Origin of the sequence: Mycobacterium kyogaense (genome assembly GCF_036946525.1) — a bacterium.
Lineage (GTDB): Bacteria > Actinomycetota > Actinomycetes > Mycobacteriales > Mycobacteriaceae > Mycobacterium > Mycobacterium kyogaense_A.
On the sequence record NZ_JAQIIY010000009.1, the window covers coordinates 127203 to 141074 of the forward strand.

The window sequence follows — 13872 nt, forward strand, 5'->3', positions numbered from 1 at the left end:
GAGGCTCTTTCGTGAACGACCACTCTGAGCGCGGCAAGCTCATCGAGCAGATCCTCGAACCGGTCCTCAACGTCTCCTCGTTGACGGCCATAAACCCGTCGGTCTTCGAGGCGGGAGCTCCCTGGGAGCGAACCGTCTTCAGATGGAGCTCGTCCCGCACAGGAGAGGACCGTTCGGTCGCCGTCTACGTCGGAACAGTCAGCGATGCAGCGCAGAAAGCCGCCGACATCCGAGACATGATTGCAACCGAGACGATTCCAGGAGACGATGCGTCCGAGCTGGCGGCATCAGCCGACGGTGAGTATGTGTTCACGCTCGGCTACTTGGGCCGTGTCACCGCTCTTGCCGGAGTCTGCCAGGTCGATGTCTTTCCGTCGCCCGCCACCTCGCTGACATCGCTCGCCGAACCGGCGCTGCAAATCGCACGGACCGTCGGCGCCCCGCAGCCCTAGCCGGCGGCGGTCTTGTCCTGCTGCAGGATCTCGCCGTGCATGTCCTCCAGCGACACGCCCTTGGTCTCCATCACCCAACGCCAGACGAACAGACCCGACAGCACCGCGCACAGGCCGTAGAAGCCGTAGGCCAGGCCGAGGTGCTCCCGCAATCCGGGGAAGGTGACGGTGATCAACCAGTTCGCCGCCCACTGTCCTGCGGCCGCCAGGCCGAGCGCTGCGGCGCGGATGCGGTTGGGGAACATCTCGCCGAGCAGCACCCACACCACCGGCCCCCACGACATACCGAACGCGACCACGAAGAGGTTGGCCGCGATCAGCGCGATCGTCCCGGATGCGCCGGGCAGGCTGGGCGTCCCGTCCGGGTTGAGCGTCGCCTGACCGAAGATCACCGCCATCGTGACCAGCGTGACCGCCATGCCCGTCGATCCGATCAGCAGCAGCGGCTTGCGGCCGATCTTGTCGATCAGCGCGATCGCGATCAGCGTGGTCAGCACGTTGATCACCGAGGTGATCACGGTGAAGATCGCGGAGTCGTCAGCGCTGAAGCCGACGGCCTGCCACAGCACGTTGCTGTAGTAGAAGATCACGTTGATGCCGACGAACTGCTGGAAGATCGACAGCCCCAGGCCCACCCAGACGATGCCGTAGATCCCGCCGGTCGGCTTCTTCATGTCGCGCCAGGACGGCTTGTCCTCGCGTTCCAGGGTCTCCTGGATGCGGCTGATCGTGATCTCGAGGTTCTTCTGCCCCAGCAACCGCGTCAGCACCCGTCGCGCCTCCGGGATCTTGTGCGAGGCAACGAGGTAGCGCGGTGACTCGGGGATGGTGAACGCGAGCAGACCGTATACCACCGCAGGCACGGCCATCGCCAGGAACATCCACCGCCAGGCGTCGAGGCCCAGCCACAGCGGCTCGTTGGGACCACCGGCGAGCCACTGCAGCAGATAGTTGATCGCGAACGAGGCGAAGATGCCCGACACGATGGCCAGCTGCTGCAGCGAGCCGAGCCGCCCGCGGATACCGGGCGGGGAGGTCTCGGCGATGTAGGCCGGCGCGATCACCGAGGCGACACCCACGCCGACGCCGCCGACGATCCGGAACAGCACCACCGTCCACACCTCGTGCGCGAAACCGGTGCCGAAGGCGCTGATGAGGAACAGGACCGCGGCGATCTTCATCACCGCGATGCGGCCGATCTTGTCGGCGATACGGCCTGCCGTCATCGCGCCGGCGGCGGCGCCGAGCAGCGCCGAGGCCACCGCGAAACCCAGCTCGGCGTTGCCGATACCGAAGTCTTCCTGGATGGAGTCGACCGCTCCGTTGATCACCGCGCTGTCGTAGCCGAAGAGCAACCCGCCGAGCGCAGCGACCGACGCGATGCGGATCGCAGTTTTGCCCGAGGAGAAGTCCTCATCCTGGGCGAAGATCTCGGGGCCATCCCCGACTGGACCACCGTGACCGGCCATCAGACACCCTTCCGCGCCATTGCGTGATACCTGTCACATTCAATCACTCGTGACTGGCGGTCGGGTGCATTCCCACAAGTGCGGGGGTTTATGCGCTGCGTAGCTCGCGATCGATCTCGGAGAAGATGCGTCGCAGGTCGGCGGCACCGAGCCCGGTCAGCGAATCGGCGTGCCTGCGCCGGAGCCCCCCAGGGACGGGGACGTCGTTGGGAACCACCAACACTGCGCAGCCGGCCTTCTCCGCGGCCGCGGCACCGGTGACCGAATCCTCCACCGCCAAGCATTCGGCGGGCCGCAACTGCAGCAACTCGGCTGCGCGCAGGTACGGGTCGGGTTCCGGTTTACCGCTGGCGACCTCGTCGGCACAGACAGTCACCGAAAAGTAGTGTCTACCAATGCTGTTGAGCGCTCGCTCGGTCAACGCACGCTGGGTGTTGGTCACCAGCGCCATCGGAACGTCGGCTGCGACAAGCGAATCGAGCATCTCCCGGGCGCCGTCGCACCACGGCAAGCCTCGGTCGAACAGCTCCCCGGTGTAGCTGTGCAACCAGCGGATCGACTCGGCCATCGCCTGCGGGTCGGGATCGAGACCCAGCTCGGCGTACACCGTGACCATCGTCTCCTCCGCCGAGGCCCCGACCAGCGCGGTGCGGGTCTCACGAGTCATCTGCCCGCCAAACGATTCGTAGAGGGCAGACAGTGAGACGTCCCAGAGCTTTTCGGAGTCGACGAGCGTGCCGTCCATGTCCCACAGCACCGCTTCCACCCGACGATTGTGTCACGGGCGCGCTGCCGCGAGCCAATCTGCGACCCGCACCGAGGCGACGATCACACCGCCGCGACGGCAGCGCACGCAGACTACGGGTTTTCCAGGGTCCCTCCCGCCGTCGACGCGACCAGAGTCGAGTCGACCACCCGGCGAGCGCGAGAAAAGAGGCCCGTATGTCCGACCAGATCCAGAGACTCATGACAGCGATGACCGTCGTGCAATCGGTCACGCCGCCACACATCCCGCAGCGCGCCGAGGCGATGACCGCGGTGATCGAGTGGGGCCCCGGCGACACGGGCGCACCCCCGCACCGCCACCCCGGTAGCCCGTCTACGACGGTTGATCCGGCAGCGGGTGGTCGGGTTCCAGCGCCGGGAGTCCGTCGATGCTGCGCCCGTTGTCCCCGGCGATGCGCCGCGCGAACTTCTCCGCGCTGACCGTCGCGTGGTAATCGTCGAGCACCGGCCGCTCGTCGACGAGGTCGTAGTACGGCACCGCGAACCCGCACGCGTCGGCGATGCGTTCGACGTCGATGACGATGGCCGCCCGAAGTCCCGGATGCTTCCCGTCGAAACACGCGGTGACGCGGGCGAACTCGGCGTCATCCGGGCGGACGACCCGGCCCGTGCCGTAGAGCCGCAGGATGCGCGACTGGCGGGTGAACGAGCAGAACATGACGGTGATCCGGCCGTTGTCGCGCAGATGGGCGATGGTCTCCGCGCCGCTGCCGAACAGGTCGAGGTAGGCGACCGTGTGATCGTCGAGGATCGCGAAGGTGTCCCGATACCCCTTGGGCGACAGGTTGATCCGACCTCCCGACGACGGCGCTGTCGCCACGAAGAACATCGCCTGGGCGGCGATGAACTCCCGCAGCGACTCGTCGAGTCGCGCGAACTCTTTCGCCACCTCGTCAGTCCTCCGGGTTGTAGCCCAGATTCGGTGCGAGCCACCGCTCGGCCTCGGCCAGCGTCCACCCCTTGCGCCGGGCGTAGTCGGCGACCTGGTCCTGGGCCAGTCTCCCGATCACGAAGTACTGCGACTGCGGATGCGAGAAGTACCAACCGCTGACCGCCGCCCCGGGCCACATCGCCATCGACTCGGTCAGCTCGATCCCCGTCCGCTTGGTCACGTCGAGCAGATCGAACAGCGTCACCTTCTCCGTGTGCTCCGGGCACGCGGGATAGCCTGGTGCAGGACGGATTCCGACGTACTTCTCCCCGATCAACTCCTCGTTGGCGAGCTGTTCGTCGGGCTGGTAGCCCCAGAACTCCTGGCGCACCCGCTGATGCATGCGCTCGGCGAACGCCTCGGCCAGCCGGTCGGCCAGCGACTCCAGCAGGATCGCGCTGTAGTCGTCGTTGGCTTTCTTGAACTCGGCGATCTTGTCGCCGCTGCCCAGCCCGGCCGTCACCGCGAACGCGCCGACGTGATCGGCCAACCCGGTGTCCTTCGGCGCGATGAAATCGCCGAGGCTCCGGTTCGGGACACCGTCGCGGTGCTCGCCCTGCTGGCGCAGGTTACGCAGCGTGGTCAACACCTCGGTGCGGCTGTCGTCGGTGTAGACCTCGACGTCGTCACCGACGGCGTTCGCGGGGAAGAAGCCGATGACCCCGTTGGCCGTCAGCCACTTCTCCTTGATCGCGACGTCGAGCATCTCCTGGGCGTCCTCGTACAGCTTGCGGGCCGCCTCACCCGAGGCCGGGTTGTTCAGGATGTCGGGGAACCGGCCCTTCATCTCCCACGCGTTGAAGAACGGCTGCCAGTCGATGTACTCGCGCAGTTCCGACAGGTCGTAGTCGAGGAACTCGCGTACTCCCGTTCCTTGAACAGGCACCGGCGGGGTGTAGCCGTCCCAGTCGATCGGCGTCCGGTTGGCGCGCGCCTTCTCCAGCGTCAGCATCGGCCGCTCGTTCTTCTGGGCGTGGCGCTCGCGCAGTGAGGCGTAGTCCTTGGCGGTGGCCTCGAGCAGGGCCGGCCGCTGCCGCTCGTCGAGCAGCGCGGCCGCCACCGGCACGGAGCGCGACGCGTCCTTCACCCACACCACGGGACCGGACCGACGCGGCGCGACCTTGACGGCCGTGTGCGCCCGCGACGTGGTGGCCCCGCCGATCAGCAGTGGGATCTCCAGGCCTTCCCGCTCCATCTCGACCGCGAAGTTGACCATCTCGTCCAACGACGGCGTGATCAGCCCCGACAACCCGATGATGTCGGCGTCGTGTTCCTTCGCGGCCTCCAAGATCTTGGCCGCAGGCACCATCACACCGAGGTCGATGACCTCGTAGTTGTTGCACTGCAGCACAACTCCGACGATGTTCTTGCCGATGTCGTGGACGTCGCCCTTGACCGTCGCCATGATGATCGTGCCGTTGGTGTCTTTGGTCTTGGTCGCGGACTCTGCCTTCTCCGCCTCGATGAACGGAAGCAGGTACGCGACGGCCTTTTTCATCACGCGCGCGGACTTCACCACCTGGGGCAGGAACATCTTGCCGGAGCCGAACAGGTCTCCGACGACGTTCATGCCGTCCATCAACGGACCCTCGATGACCTCGATCGGCCGGCCACCGGCCTCAGCGATCTCGGCCCGCAGCTCCTCGGTGTCGTCGTCGACGTGCGCGTCGATTCCCTTGACCAGCGCGTGGGTGATGCGCTCGCGCACCGGCAGGGAGCGCCATTCGGCGGCGCCGACCTCTTCGGTCTTGTCGGTCTTGTTGAACCGCTCGGCGATCTCCAGCAGCCGCTCCGCGGCGTCCTCACGCCGGTTCAACACGACGTCCTCGATGCGGTCCCGCAGCTCGGGGTCGATCGAGTCGTAGGGCACCAGCGCGCCGGCATTGACGATGCCCATGTCCAGGCCGGCCTTGATGGCATGGAACAGGAACACCGCGTGGATCGCCTCGCGCACCGGGTTGTTGCCGCGGAACGAGAACGACACGTTCGAGATACCACCGGAGATGTGCACGCCCGGCAGGTTCTCCTTGATCCAGGCGCACGCCTCGATGAAGTCGATGCCGTAGGTCGCGTGCTCCTCGATGCCGGTGGCGAGCGCGAAGCAGTTCGGGTCGAAGATGATGTCCTCGGCCGGGAAGCCCACCTCCTCGGTCAGGATTCGGTAGGCCCGCCCGCAGATCTCCTTGCGGCGCTCCAGGTTGTCTGCCTGACCCTGCTCGTCGAAGGCCATCACGACCACGGCAGCGCCGTACTTTCGGCAGAGCTGGGCTTCGCGGACGAACTTCTCCTCGCCCTCCTTGAGCGAGATCGAGTTCACGATCGGCTTGCCCTGGACGTTCTTCAGGCCCGCCTCGATGACGTCCCACTTCGAGGAGTCGATCATCACCGGCACGCGGCTGATGTCGGGTTCGGCCGCGATGAGCTTGGTGAAGCGATCCATCGCGGCGACGCCGTCGATCATGCCTTCGTCCATGTTGATATCGATGACCTGCGCACCGACCTCGACCTGCTGCAACGCCACCGACAGTGCGCTGTCGTAGTCCTCGGCCTTGATCAGGTTGCGGAACCGGGCAGAGCCGGTGATGTTGGTGCGCTCACCGATGTTGACGAACAGAGAGTCGGCGGTGATGTTCAGCGGCTCCAGGCCCGACAACCGGGTCGCGACGGGGATCTCGGGCAGCGTCCGCGGCGCCTTGCCGTCGACCACCTTGGCGATCTCGGCGATGTGCGGCGGCGCGGTGCCGCAGCATCCCCCGACGAGGTTCACCAGGCCCGCTTCCGCGAACTCGGCGATGTAGGAGGCCTGCCGTTCGGGTGATTCGTCGTACTCGCCGAACGCGTTGGGCAGACCGGCGTTGGGGTAGCAGGAGACGAACGTGTCGGCGATGCGCGCGACCTCGGCGATGTAAGGCCTCATCTCGGGTGCGCCCAGCGCGCAGTTCAACCCCACGGCGAGCGGGCGGGCGTGCCGGATCGCATTCCAGAACGCCTCGGTGACCTGACCGGACAGGGTCCGGCCGGAGGCGTCGGTGATGGTTCCGGAGATGATCAGCGGCCAGCGGCGGCCTCGCTGGTCGAACAGGGTCTCCACGGCGAACACCGCCGCCTTGGCGTTCAGCGAGTCGAAGATCGTCTCGATGATCAGCAGATCGCTGCCGCCGTCGACCAGGCCGTTGGCGGCTTCGAGGTAGGCGGCCACCAGCTGGTCGTAGGAGACGTTGCGGGCCCCCGGGTCGTTGACGTCCGGGGAGATCGACGCGGTCCGCGTCGTCGGTCCGATCGCGCCGGCGACGTAGCGCGGCTTGTCGGGGGTGCTGAATTCATCAGCCGCCTTGCGGGCCAGCGCAGCGCCTTCGTAGTTCAGCTCGTAGCTGAAATCGGCCATGTCGTAGTCGGCGAGTGAGACCCCGTTCGCGTTGAACGTGTTGGTCTCGAGGATGTCGGCGCCCGCCTCCAGGTACTCCCGGTGGATGCCCTCGATGATCTGCGGCTGAGTCAACGTCAGGAGGTCGTTGTTGCCCTGCAGCGCGGTCGGCCATTCGGTGAACCGGTCGCCGCGGTAGCCCTCCTCGTCGGGGCGGTCCCGCTGGATCGCCGTGCCCATCGCACCGTCGATCACCAGGATGCGTTGGCGCAGCGCGGCCCGCAGTTCTTCAGTGCAGTCCGGGCGGACGTTCGGCGTGAACTCGGTTGCTGTCGCAGCAGTCACGTGCACTCCTTCCATGACGGAAGGCGTCCTTGACTCTGCCGAGCGTGGCGGATACCGGCGGAAACGACCGGACCCGTTGCAACGCCTCTCGACCTGGACGAGTCTACGTCGTTGCACAACCGACTTCAGGACGCCTGTCGGGGGTCGCCTGCTGGGGATCAACCCGTGTGCTGGCGAGCCTATTTCGTCGGAGGCCCCCGATGCCGCACCGGGGGCGGGTCGATGCCCGTCATCTAGCCCCCGGAGGGCTTAGGCTGAATTGGTGACCCACCCGGATTTCGGCGGTCCCAAGCGACCTGACCTGCCTGACCTGCGCGACACGATCGTCGTCGCGGCCTTCGAAGGCTGGAACGACGCGGGTGACGCGGCCAGTGATGCTGTGGAGCATCTCGACGCGATCTGGGAGGCGGACACGATCGTCGAGATCGACGACGAGTCCTATTACGACTACCAGGTCAACCGGCCGGTGATCCGGCAGGTCGACGGGGTGACCCGCGAGCTGGTGTGGCCGTCGATGCGGATTTCGCACTGCCGACCGCCGGGGGCCGATCGCGACATCGTGCTGATGCACGGCGTGGAGCCGAACATGCGCTGGCGCACGTTCTGCGCCGAACTGCTGGCGATCGCCGACAAGCTCAACGTTCAGACGGTCGTGATCCTGGGCGCGCTGCTCGCCGACACTCCCCACACCCGACCCGTGCCGGTGTCGGGGGCGGCATACTCCTCGGATTCGGCGAAGACGTTCGGCCTGGAGGAGACCCGCTACGAGGGGCCGACCGGCATTGCAGGAGTGTTCCAGGACGCCTGCGTCCAGGCTGGCATCCCCGCGGTGACGTTCTGGGCGGCGGTGCCGCACTACGTGTCGCAGCCCCCCAACCCGAAGGCGACGGTGGCGCTGCTGCGTCGCGTCGAGGACGTCCTCGACATCGAGGTGCCGCTGGCCGACCTGCCGGCCCAGGCCGAGGAGTGGGAGCAGGCGGTCAGCGAGATGACCGCCGAGGACGACGAGATCGCCGAGTACGTGCAGTCCCTCGAGGAGCGCGGCGACGCCGAGGTGGACATGAACGAGGCGCTGGGCAAGATCGACGGCGACGCGCTGGCGGCCGAGTTCGAGCGCTACCTGCGCAGGCGAGGGCGCTGAGCGCTATCGGAAGCGCGTCAGGTACTCCTGCCAGTTCCACGTCCTGAGGAAAGCCTCACCGGCCCGCACACCGTCGTCGTAGAGCGCCGTCTTCTGCGGCTGCGACAGGCTGAAATCCAAGACCCCGACGTCGCTGGTGTCGATGCGGATTGATCGCGCGCTGACCCACGGCTGATCCAGGTAGGCCTGATCGCGCCCGACCAGGATCGTCGTGACCACCTGTTCGAGCAGAGTCGGTCCGCCGAACAGGTGCAGCGGCCGCAGCGCAGGGATCACCTGCTCGTTCTCGGCGGGAAGGGTGGGCAGCAGCGTCACGCCGAACGTCGGCCAGCGGGGCTGCTCCCCGTCGGTGCGGTCGAGGGAGTCGATCGGGAAGTTGGACAGCAGCCCGCCGTCGACGAGCGTCGACGTTGTCCCGTCGGCACCGGTCAGGGTCGCGGGCCGGTAGAAGAACGGGATGGCCGTCGAGGCGCGCACCGCGTCGGCCACCGACTGCTGGTCGGGGTCGAGGCCGTAGACGCGCCGGTAGTCCCACGGCAGGCGCACCAGCAGGCCGCGCGTGACATCGGCGACCGTCACCACCAGTCGGTAACGCTGGTCAGGTGGCAGTGACGGATCGTCGAGCGCCAGGTCGGCGAACGTCCTGACGCCGAACCGGGCAAGCTGTTCCTCCACCCATCGGTGCAGCGCCTGCCCGCGGTAGATCCCGTCGCCGCTGACCAGGCCGGTCACCGGTCCGAGAACGGGAATGCGTTCGATCGGGCCCGGGTCCAGGAACCGCCGGTAGTCGATGCTCATCGCGAGGTCGCTCAGCATCGCCGGGTTCAGATCGCCGCGCTGGGCAGCCGCGGCGCCCACCAGCGCACCGGCCGAGGTGCCCGAGACCCGCTCCGGTGTGTAGCCGGCGTCGACCAGCGCCGCGACGGCCCCGGCGAGCGCGATCCCCTTCACCCCGCCGCCGGACAGGACCAGATCGGCTCGACTCACGATCCGTTCTCTCCTGCTCGGGAGCGGCTGAGCGCCGCGACCTGGGCATCCATCCGCGGTAACAGGTCGGGCACGAATCCGCGGACCGGCGCTTCGCCCAGCGGCGTGGACAGCAGCGGCTTGAACAGCCGGATCGCCCCGACCCAGCCGGGGCAGTTGACCCGGCGTTTGCGCCTCTCGATGCCGGCGACGAACGCCTTCCCGCACGCCTCGACCGAGGTCGTCGTGCTCAGCGGATAGGGCAGCTTGCTCACCATCTCCTGAAACGTCGACAGGTCCTTCTTGGCGTCCTGCACCATCGGGGTGTCGATCCACGACATGTGGGCCGAGCCGACGTCGACGCCCCGGTAGGCCACCTCGAGCCGCAGCGCGTTGGCGAAGTGCTCCACGGCGGCCTTGGACGCGTTGTAAGGCGCCAGACCGGGCGCGGCCGCGTAGGCGGCGAGCGACGACACGATCAGCACGTAGCCGCGGCGGTCGATCACCGCGGGCAGTGTCGCGCGCACCGTGTGGAACACACCGGTCACGTTGACGTCCATCAGCGTGCGGAACGCCTCCGGATCGACCTGCAGCACCGAGCCGTAGGATGAGATGCCGGCGTTGGCCACCACGATGTCGATGGCGCCGAACGTCTCGATCGCCTCGGCGGCTGCGGACTCCATCGCCGGCAGGCTCCGGACGTCGGCGATCACGGTGTGCACGCGCGTGCCGCCCAGTTCGCCGGCCAACGCCGCCAGCGGACCGTCGTCGAGGTCGGTCAGTACGAGGTTCGCGCCTCGGGCGTGCAGTCGGCGCGCGACCTCAGCGCCGATACCCCGGGCTCCGCCTGTGATGAACGCCGTCTTCCCTGCCACCGATGCCATGGCGGCAACCTATCCCACGAGGGTCAGAGCGCGATCCCCAGCAGGGCGTCGACCGCGGTCGCGACCGTCTGCCCGGCGGTGCCGTCATGGCCGCCGTAGGTCAGCGCATCAGTGGTCCAACCATCCAGCGCAGCAATGGCTTTGGGGGTGTCGAGATCGTCGGCGAGGTACTGGCGGACCCGGGCGACGACATCTGCGGCGTCCGGCGCCTCGGCCAGTGCGGTCGCGCTGCGCCACCGGTGCAGACGCTGCTGCGCCTCTTCCAGGACCGCGGGGCTCCAGTACCGGTCGTCCCGGTAGTGACCGGCGAACAGGCCGAGCCTGATCGCGGCGGGGTCGACGCCGTCGCGGCGCAGCCGGGACACCAGCACCAGGTTGCCGCGGCTCTTGCTCATCTTGTGGCCGTCCCAGCCGATCATGCCGGCGTGCACGTAGTGGCGGGCGAATCTCCGCTCCCCCGTGACACATTCGGCGTGAGCGGCGGAGAACTCGTGATGGGGAAAGATCAAATCGCTTCCGCCGCCCTGGATGTCGAGTCCGGTGCCGATCCGGGTCAGCGCGATCGCCGCGCACTCGACATGCCAGCCCGGCCGCCCCGGCCCGAACGGCGATGGCCAACTGGGTTCCCCGGGGCGCTCCGCCCGCCACAGCAGGGCGTCGAGCGGGTCGGCCTTACCGGATCGGTCTGGGTCGCCGCCGCGTTCGGCGAACAGCGTCAGCATCGTGTCGCGGTCGTAGCCTGACTCGTAGCCGAACTGGACGGTCGCATCGGCCCGGAAGTAGACGTCGGGGTACTGCGCGTCGTCGACGATGTAGGCCGCGCCGGAAGCCAGGAGTTTCTCGGTGACCTCGACGACCTCGTTGATCGCGTCGGTGGCGGCGACGTACTCGCGGGGCGGCACCACGCGCATCGCGGCCATGTCTTCACGGAACAGGTCGATTTCGCGGTCGGCGAGCTCGCGCCACCCGATGCCGTCACGCTCGGCGCGCTCGAACAGCGGGTCGTCCACGTCGGTGATGTTCTGCACGTAGTGCACGTCGTGCCCGCTGTCGAGCCATACGCGGTGCACCAGATCGAATGTCAGATAGGTGGCGGCATGACCCAGATGGGTGGCGTCGTAGGGGGTGATCCCGCAGACGTACATGGTCGCCGTGGCACCCGCGCTGACCGGACGCACCTGACGGTCGGCGCTGTCGTAGAGCCGCAGCTGCGGACCCCGACCTGCGAGCACCGGAACACTCGGCGCCGACCACGATTGCATGGCATCGACTCTAGACATCAGGGTGTGCGACAACGCCGCGGGCCGATTCATTCCCGCGCCGCGGCCGTCGGGGGTCACCGTCGAGGGACTGAGTGAATGACGTTCAGCAGCGGTTCGGCCACTTCGGGACGGCACATCAGCAGGTCGGGCAGGTACGGATCGCGGCGGTTGTAGACGAGCGGGGAGCCGTCGAGCCGGGTGGCGTGCAGGCCCGCGGCCCACAGCACGCCGGCGGGTGCGGCGGAGTCCCATTCCCACTGCCCGCCGGCGTGGATGTAGGCGTCGACGTCGCCGCGCACCACGGCCATCGCCTTGGCGCCCGCCGAGCCGATGCGCACCAGCGCGATGTCGAGTTCGTCGCGCATGCGCCACAACACTGCCGGGGGCCGGCTGGAGCTGGCGGTGATGCGGATGGGGCCGTCGGCGCGGGGTGGCGGCGGCGCGACGGTGTCGGTCCGGTACACCTCGCCGCGGGCGGGGAGGGCGACCGCGGCATCGGTGATCGCTCCCCCGCCCTCGTGTGTGCGTTGCCAGAGCGCGATGTGGACGGCCCAGTCCGCCCGGCCGGGCATCGAGTACTCGTGGGTGCCGTCGACGGGGTCGACGATCCACACCCGGTCGGCGTGGACGCGGGAGACGTCGTCGGCGGCCTCTTCGGAGAGCACCGCGTCGCCGGGGCGGGCGCGGCGCAACCGGTCGAGGATGAGCGTGTTGGCCTGCATGTCGCCGGCGTCGCCGAGTTCGTAGGGGTCGTAGAACCCGAACTGCGTGCGCATCGACAGCAGCAGCTCACCGGCCTCGGCGGCCACGGTCGCGGCCAGCGCTGCGTCGGTCTGCTCCACCGGATCAGTAGACCACGTCAGAACGCCGGCCACGGGATCGGACGGCGCCGGTCAGGTGTCGGCATCACCGGATTACGAAGCAACGCAACCACTCTGGCGCGCAGCGCAGCGACCTCCCGCGGGGTGATGTGGCAGCACAGCTCCGCTCCGAGGTCGGCCCGCAGGGCATCGCCGAGCGCCTCGATGTCGGTCAGCATCTGATCATCGACCGGCTTGCCCGCCCACCCCCACAGCACGGTGCGCAACTTGTCCTCGGTGTGCAGCGTGACGCCGTGGTCGACTCCGTAGACGCGGCCGTCGACGCCGCTGAGCACGTGGCCGCCCTTGCGGTCGGCGTTGTTGATCAGCACGTCGAACACCGCGAGCCGGCGCAGCCGGTCGTCGTCGGCGTGCACCAGTGTCACCTCGTCGCCGGCGTAGTCGTAGGCCTGCAGGATCGGCAGGAAGCCGGGCGGCACCTTGCCCGCGGGCACGAGGTCGATCAGATCGGGACCGGCCGGCTCGGCGGTCTCGTCGGTCTCGTCGTTGCCCGCAACAGCGTCTCCGGGCTGGTCCACCCACCGCTGCACCATGCCCGGGCCTGCCGGACCGTCACGAACGATGGTGTGCGGCACCAGGTTCCAGCCCAACGCCTCGGAGATCAGATACGACGACGCCTCACGGCCGGCCAGGGTGCCGTCGGGGAAGTCCCACAGCGGCGCCTCACCGCGCACGGGCTTGTAGACGCAGTGGACGACCTGGTCGGCCAGCGTCGCCTCGCAAAGGAAGGTCGCGTTGCTCGCGGAGCGGATGCGTCCGAGGACACTCAGTTCACCGCGGTCGAGGACCTCAGGCGTCGTCGTCATCGTCGGACCCGGCGAGCTCGCCGCGCCGGTAGCCGTTGGTGCGGACGCAGATGTGGCCCTCGGGGTCCAGTGGTTCGTCGCACAGGGGGCAGGGAGGTCGCCCCGCCGAGATGACCCGATTGGACCGGGTCGCGAACTGACGCGCGGATTCGGGGGTCAGGAAGACCCGCACCGCATCGGGCCCGTCCTCCGCGTCGTCGAGGACGACCGATGCGTCGAATTCGGTGTCGGAGACGGCGAGTAACTCCACGACGACGGTCTGCGCTTCCGAGTCCCAGCCCAGTCCCATCGTCCCCACCCGGAATTCGGCGTCGACCGGCGTCACGAGCGGGCTCAGATCGTCGACCTCCCCGGTGTCCGGCGGAATCGGTGTCCCGAAGCGGCGATTGATCTCCAGCAGCAGCGCCGCGATCCGTTCAGCCAACACGGCCACCTGCTGCTTCTCCAACATCACCGAGATCACGCGGGTGTCGTGCACGGCCTGCAGGTAGAACGTCCGGTTCCCGGGCTCACCGACGGTCCCGGCCACGAAACGGTCGGGTGTGCGGAAGACGTGGATTTCACGGGACATGGTTAAGTCCAAAA

12 protein-coding genes and 1 pseudogene are annotated in these 13872 nt (G+C 68.1%); 3 read left to right on the top strand and 10 right to left on the bottom strand.

Annotated elements, in window-relative coordinates; all coding sequences use genetic code 11:
• Window positions 1-11 precede the first annotated feature (11 nt).
• Window positions 12-452, top strand: a complete 441-nt coding sequence (locus PGN37_RS07795) for a hypothetical protein (RefSeq protein ID WP_335330448.1) — start codon at window positions 12-14, stop codon at window positions 450-452.
• On the opposite strand, the gene PGN37_RS07800 is transcribed toward PGN37_RS07795, so the two are convergent.
• Both PGN37_RS07800 and PGN37_RS07805 read right to left on the bottom strand, forming a co-directional pair.
• Window positions 449-1921: a sugar porter family MFS transporter gene (locus PGN37_RS07800; RefSeq protein WP_335330449.1), complete on the bottom strand. Its 1473-nt coding sequence runs from the start codon at window positions 1919-1921 to the stop codon at window positions 449-451. The genes PGN37_RS07795 and PGN37_RS07800 overlap by 4 nt on opposite strands.
• An 88-nt stretch (window positions 1922-2009) precedes the next feature.
• Window positions 2010-2687, bottom strand: a complete 678-nt coding sequence (locus PGN37_RS07805; protein ID WP_335330450.1) for an HAD family hydrolase — start codon at window positions 2685-2687, stop codon at window positions 2010-2012.
• Window positions 2688-2863: 176 nt separating this feature from the next.
• On the opposite strand from PGN37_RS07805, the pseudogene PGN37_RS27275 reads away from it, so the two are divergent.
• Window positions 2864-3022: pseudogene (locus tag PGN37_RS27275) on the top strand (cupin domain-containing protein); the annotation flags it as partial.
• Here PGN37_RS27275 and PGN37_RS07810 read toward each other — a convergent pair.
• Window positions 3021-3596, bottom strand: coding sequence for a pyridoxamine 5'-phosphate oxidase family protein (locus PGN37_RS07810; RefSeq protein ID WP_335330451.1), 576 nt, complete (start codon window positions 3594-3596; stop codon window positions 3021-3023). The pseudogene PGN37_RS27275 and the gene PGN37_RS07810 sit on opposite strands and share 2 nt — an antisense overlap.
• A 4-nt stretch (window positions 3597-3600) precedes the next feature.
• Window positions 3601-7362, bottom strand: a complete 3762-nt coding sequence (metH, locus tag PGN37_RS07815; RefSeq protein WP_335330452.1) for a methionine synthase — start codon at window positions 7360-7362, stop codon at window positions 3601-3603.
• A 247-nt stretch (window positions 7363-7609) separates the two neighbouring features.
• Between metH and PGN37_RS07820 the strand changes: the two genes are divergently transcribed.
• Window positions 7610-8488: a PAC2 family protein gene (locus PGN37_RS07820; RefSeq protein ID WP_046363272.1), complete on the top strand. Its 879-nt coding sequence runs from the start codon at window positions 7610-7612 to the stop codon at window positions 8486-8488.
• A 3-nt stretch (window positions 8489-8491) separates the two neighbouring features.
• Here PGN37_RS07820 and PGN37_RS07825 read toward each other — a convergent pair whose 3' ends face one another.
• The 6 genes from PGN37_RS07825 to PGN37_RS07850 form a co-directional block, all read right to left on the bottom strand.
• The gene (locus tag PGN37_RS07825; protein WP_335330453.1) at window positions 8492-9475 is read right to left on the bottom strand and encodes a patatin-like phospholipase family protein; all 984 of its coding nucleotides are present in this window, start codon (window positions 9473-9475) and stop codon (window positions 8492-8494) included.
• A complete protein-coding gene (locus PGN37_RS07830; RefSeq protein WP_335330454.1) occupies window positions 9472-10338 on the bottom strand; it encodes an SDR family oxidoreductase in 867 nt (288 codons plus the stop codon). Before PGN37_RS07830 ends, PGN37_RS07825 begins: the two co-directional genes overlap by 4 nt.
• A 23-nt stretch (window positions 10339-10361) precedes the next feature.
• Window positions 10362-11600 carry a cysteine--1-D-myo-inosityl 2-amino-2-deoxy-alpha-D-glucopyranoside ligase gene (gene mshC / locus PGN37_RS07835; protein WP_335330455.1) on the bottom strand — a complete coding sequence of 413 codons (1239 nt, stop codon included), beginning with the start codon at window positions 11598-11600 and terminating at the stop codon, window positions 10362-10364.
• Between the two features lie 74 nt (window positions 11601-11674).
• Window positions 11675-12442: a 3'(2'),5'-bisphosphate nucleotidase CysQ gene (locus tag PGN37_RS07840; protein WP_335330456.1), complete on the bottom strand. Its 768-nt coding sequence runs from the start codon at window positions 12440-12442 to the stop codon at window positions 11675-11677.
• A gap of 17 nt (window positions 12443-12459) precedes the next feature.
• Window positions 12460-13287 carry an SCO1664 family protein gene (locus PGN37_RS07845; RefSeq protein WP_335330457.1) on the bottom strand — a complete coding sequence of 276 codons (828 nt, stop codon included), beginning with the start codon at window positions 13285-13287 and terminating at the stop codon, window positions 12460-12462.
• A complete protein-coding gene (locus tag PGN37_RS07850) occupies window positions 13271-13858 on the bottom strand; it encodes a DUF3090 domain-containing protein (RefSeq protein WP_335330458.1) in 588 nt (195 codons plus the stop codon). The genes PGN37_RS07845 and PGN37_RS07850 overlap by 17 nt, the downstream gene beginning before the upstream one ends.
• Between the last annotated feature and the right edge of the window lie 14 nt (window positions 13859-13872).

Bases quoted from the DNA above. Each gene is read 5' to 3' on its own strand.
- PGN37_RS07845 (WP_335330457.1), bottom strand. From the start codon at position 13,287: ATGACGACGACGCCTGAGGTCCTCGACCGCGGTGAACTGAGTGTCCTC.
- mshC (WP_335330455.1), bottom strand. From the start codon at position 11,600: ATGCAATCGTGGTCGGCGCCGAGTGTTCCGGTGCTCGCAGGTCGGGGT.
- PGN37_RS07800 (WP_335330449.1), bottom strand. From the start codon at position 1,921: ATGGCCGGTCACGGTGGTCCAGTCGGGGATGGCCCCGAGATCTTCGCC.
- metH (WP_335330452.1), bottom strand. From the start codon at position 7,362: ATGGAAGGAGTGCACGTGACTGCTGCGACAGCAACCGAGTTCACGCCG.
- PGN37_RS07830 (WP_335330454.1), bottom strand. From the start codon at position 10,338: ATGGCATCGGTGGCAGGGAAGACGGCGTTCATCACAGGCGGAGCCCGG.
- PGN37_RS07850 (WP_335330458.1), bottom strand. From the start codon at position 13,858: ATGTCCCGTGAAATCCACGTCTTCCGCACACCCGACCGTTTCGTGGCC.